Annotated in this window: 3 protein-coding genes; all 3 read right to left on the bottom strand. The window is 35.3% G+C overall.

Going from position 1 to position 4,028, the window contains the following annotated elements:
• Nucleotides 1-84: 84 nt before the first annotated feature.
• The 3 genes from P20480_RS14305 to P20480_RS14315 all read right to left on the bottom strand — a co-directional run bounded on the left by P20480_RS14305 (nt 85) and on the right by P20480_RS14315 (nt 3,766).
• Complete coding sequence (locus P20480_RS14305; RefSeq protein ID WP_008127460.1) at nt 85-399, bottom strand: helix-turn-helix domain-containing protein; 315 nt, start codon at nt 397-399, stop codon at nt 85-87.
• 171 nt (nt 400-570) lie between these two features.
• A complete protein-coding gene (locus P20480_RS14310; RefSeq protein WP_008127458.1) occupies nt 571-2,523 on the bottom strand; it encodes an ATP-binding protein in 1,953 nt (650 codons plus the stop codon).
• Nucleotides 2,513-3,766: an SIR2 family protein gene (locus P20480_RS14315; protein ID WP_008127457.1), complete on the bottom strand. Its 1,254-nt coding sequence runs from the start codon at nt 3,764-3,766 to the stop codon at nt 2,513-2,515. Before P20480_RS14315 ends, P20480_RS14310 begins: the two co-directional genes overlap by 11 nt.
• Between the last annotated feature and the right edge of the window lie 262 nt (nt 3,767-4,028).

Genomic DNA, 4,028 nt, shown 5'->3' with positions numbered 1-4,028 from the left:
AGGGGTACTGCTTTTTCTCATTAATAAAATCCTTTATTACACAGAGTGATATATATTCAAAAAAAATAAATTCAATTACGTTACTCACTTATTTTTTAGTATAGCATTTTGTAGGCTATAGATAAGCTTTTGTCGTCCCTCAAAGCTCATCTTTCCCCATGAACAAATTAACTCAGCTAGATCATCTTCTTCACAATAAAAGTAAGCTACTGGTACACCTAGCTCTTTAGCAATGCGTTTCATGGTTAAAAAATCAGGGGCGTGTTTACCTTTTTCGTATTGGTTCATGCGAGCACTAGCCGTGTTTGGCTCCATTCCTAATGCCATACCTAGCTGTTGCTGAGTAAGGCCTGCTGCTTTTCTTGCAGATTTTAGGCGTGAAGGTGTTGGAGTTTCCATGTGAACCTTAGCTATAAAACATATCTTGCTAAGATTCTCTTAGTATCTAACCTATAAGTGTACTAAGGATATTTTAGTTTTTAAGTAAAGGCAAAAATTCTGCTGTAAAGTTACTTCTTAAAGCCCGCTATGGTTTACATTTAGTATTAAAAGTAAAGCTAACTAAAATCATTATTTTTCAAATATTTCTACAGGAATATCACTAATCACTTGCCCTACTTTCCAATCCATTATTTCAAGCAGCTCAGTTGAGGCCTCAGAAGATACTTCAAAGTAATAACTATAAATCATATCACCAGTAGAGCCTTCTTGAGATATATATTCAATATCTAAACTTTCAAATTCATCCGTAAACTCATCAGGAACTTCCAGATAATCTGTAATTCCCATTCGGCTCTCAATATTCTTTCGTTTCCATGCCACTGAATACTCTGCACTTTTAGATGTCGGCTTAATTGTTGGCTTTTTCATTTTAACAATCATAGGAAAAGGGAAGTCTATTCCTAGGAGCAAAGCTTCGCCTTGACTTAATGTTGGTAAAAACGACGCAGATCTTTGATCCATTGTGCCTACAGCTCTTTTAACGACTTCTTGGTCATGAAAGTTTGTTAGCCTATGGACAATCAGGGAGCCGATCTGACTTAATACATCTTCAGGTATATCTCTCGGTCTCTGAGTTGCGATAACCACATTAAGCCCGTATTTACGACCTTCTTTTGCTATATTGCCAAAAGCATCTAGATTTATAGAATTTGTTTCTTCACCGATTGTTTTGTTCAAGAATTGATGAGCTTCATCTATAAAAACTAGTAATGGGTTGTTGTGCTGAATATCACCACATCTTGCTAAATCCATTAGCTTTCTCCCAATAGCATTTACCAGAATCTCTCTTCCATTTGCCTCAAAAGGCACCGCTGATAAATCTAATCTTAATATTTTAGTTTCCCCTTTTTTCTTAGATAGGGATTCTAAAATTTGCGGAATATCTTTCAAATCTTTTTCTGGATCAAATAGCCATTTTAAATGTTGGCTCGATGAATAAGATTTAATACGTGAAATTAGGCTTATACAATAACCTAGATCACCATCATGGCAGTCTCCAAACAGAGTATCGTTTTTTTTATCTGTCGGCCAAATGCATTCTTGCTCTATTTGGGAGGATAAATTATTAAAGCTCCATCTAGCAGAGCCAGAACTATTTGACTCAAATAGCTTTACTGCATTTTGGTAGTTATATTTGTTCGTCCCTTTTTTAACTAAAGCAAAATCAGCACTGACGTTTAAACCTAGATTCGGTATATCACTCCAGTATTCACATAATATTTTTTGGCTAAGAATTGCGGCAGACAACTTTGGCATTTGTGTCTGTGTTGATGGACGCAAAAAAGCAAATATATCTGATTCAGGGAGCTTCCAATGAGGAAAAGTAACTGAATTGCTAGCATTAGCCCTTACATGATTACCAACATAATATGTATCGCAATCTAAGTTGGAGTACTCTCCTGTAGGATCTAATAATAATGCTTTCCCTCCATGTTGTTGTACTTCTTGAAGCAACCTAGATATTGAATAACTTTTACCTCCACCTGTAGCTCCTAAAACCGCACAATGCCTCGCAAATAGCTTATCAGGAGTAACAGTTATGTTAACGGCGGAATCGTATGGCAGCTCTGCTATATTCAGTTTTACTTCACTTTCTTTCGAGTCTCCTTCAGCTAGGATAGATATTAATTTTGGGTGAGCTGAATATATTTGGCTCCCTAGTCTAGGATGACTTTTGATTCCACGATAAATAACTCCTGTTGCAGGATTAATACTTGTTAATAATTGAATAATTCCTACAGGATTATTCAAACCATTATCAATAGTCATAGCATCTACCGATAGCCTTTCAGCGCCATCAAGCCAAACTTGAACTAACCGGCCTAGTATTGCTGTTTGGCCACAATCAATAAATATAAATTCATTAACCTCACCAGCGCCTACGCGATCTCCTAAGTACCACCTTGCTTCTCCAGAACCAGCATCTGATAGATTGACAGTAATTTCTGCTGGCGAAATATTAATAACACTACCAATTCTTCTATTAGTATCAAAGGGGGAAAACCATTCATTAAAACTCATTATCACCCACCTTCTTGGGGTTAATATTTCCAGCAATTGATTCAAAGGTTTTAAATAACTTTTCTTCTGGAGTCTCTTTTCGACGTTCTTGTAGCAATTCGGAAAATTGCTCGAAAGTACCATCAACTAATGAAATTCTTTTATCCCCTTGCTGAATAGCCTGATCTAACAAATCTCTTATCTCGGGATTAAACGAGCCGCTTTCAATAAATAAATCTTTTGTTGCAACTAGAAGGTTAAATTCCGCATTAGTCCTTAAAGCCATCGTCACAGCATTATTAATATGCTTATCATTAAACCCAAAACCAAGGCATATTAATGCTGTTTTAGGTTGTTGGACGCTATTTAGAAATGACGACATCATATCCAAATAAGGTGAATCATAAGAGGTTTGATATTTAGAGCTACTAGGGTAAATAAAAACAGGCTCATCAATTTTTGCTTTATAGTCTACTTTTTTAACTCGTCCATTTTCACGAGTCCAATTGACAGAACCATGCATTTTATAAAGCTGAATAACATTTGGGATATAAGAATTTGGGCTTTTAGAGTGCCCACTTCTATCAACAATATCATAGCGATACCAGGCAGGGTTAAAATAACTAGGGGATGAAAAATCAAAACCGTCTACAACAACAAAACCTGTATTTGCAGCAGAATGTTCGAATGCCAAATCATAATTAGTTGTAAATAATTTAAGTCTTTGCTGCTTTGGACTTCTTCGACCTAAAGTTCGGATGAATTTATCATGAGGAAACCAATCATTTGAATTTATTTTATCCGTAAAGTTAGTTTCGTTTAAGATAACTGTTTTGGATTGATTTAAGAAAGAAGTAAGCTCTCCGGTTTTTGCTGCATTTGGAAACAAAGCAATATATTGATCACACAATGATAATAATAATTCGATATCATTCCACGGCTCATTTGTTTTTGAATCTCTTTTTTTCTGGTTTTCATCATATTTCACTGCATCAAGAACATCTTGAAATTTATCAGGATCTTGTTCTTTACATTTTTCCCATAGTTGCCCCATACTTGGAGCAATACCTTGAAATGTTAATGAGGTTCCAGAGCCTGCTAAGATAACTAAGTTATCAAAATCAAGTAAGTTACTAATACTTGAAATTAGTGATAAGTAACTTTCATTTTCACCTTTTTCAGGATCATCAATATTAATTAGTTCTGGATTTTTAATTCCATCTGTTCTTTTTATAAATGCCGATAGAAAATTTACTTCACTCATTTATACATCCCTATTCTTATATTTCTATTCAATAAATAACACATGTAACTCCAAATTTCACACACTCGATTCATTTGATAAACCAACACTTCACTTCCTCAACAACTGACTAATAGGCATTCGGTCAGTAAACTTTGTCGCTATAAACGGATCTTCATCTTGGGCGCTTTCAGGTTTGTATAGTGAATAGCGCTCGACTTCGCTGGCTGTAATTTCTGCAACAGGCAAGGTAAATATATTTGGTACATAAGGAAACAGTACT

This window comes from Pseudoalteromonas sp. BSi20480 (assembly GCF_000241365.1).
GTDB classification, from domain to species: domain Bacteria; phylum Pseudomonadota; class Gammaproteobacteria; order Enterobacterales; family Alteromonadaceae; genus Pseudoalteromonas; species Pseudoalteromonas marina.
This window is presented reverse-complemented; position numbering and strand designations above follow the sequence as displayed.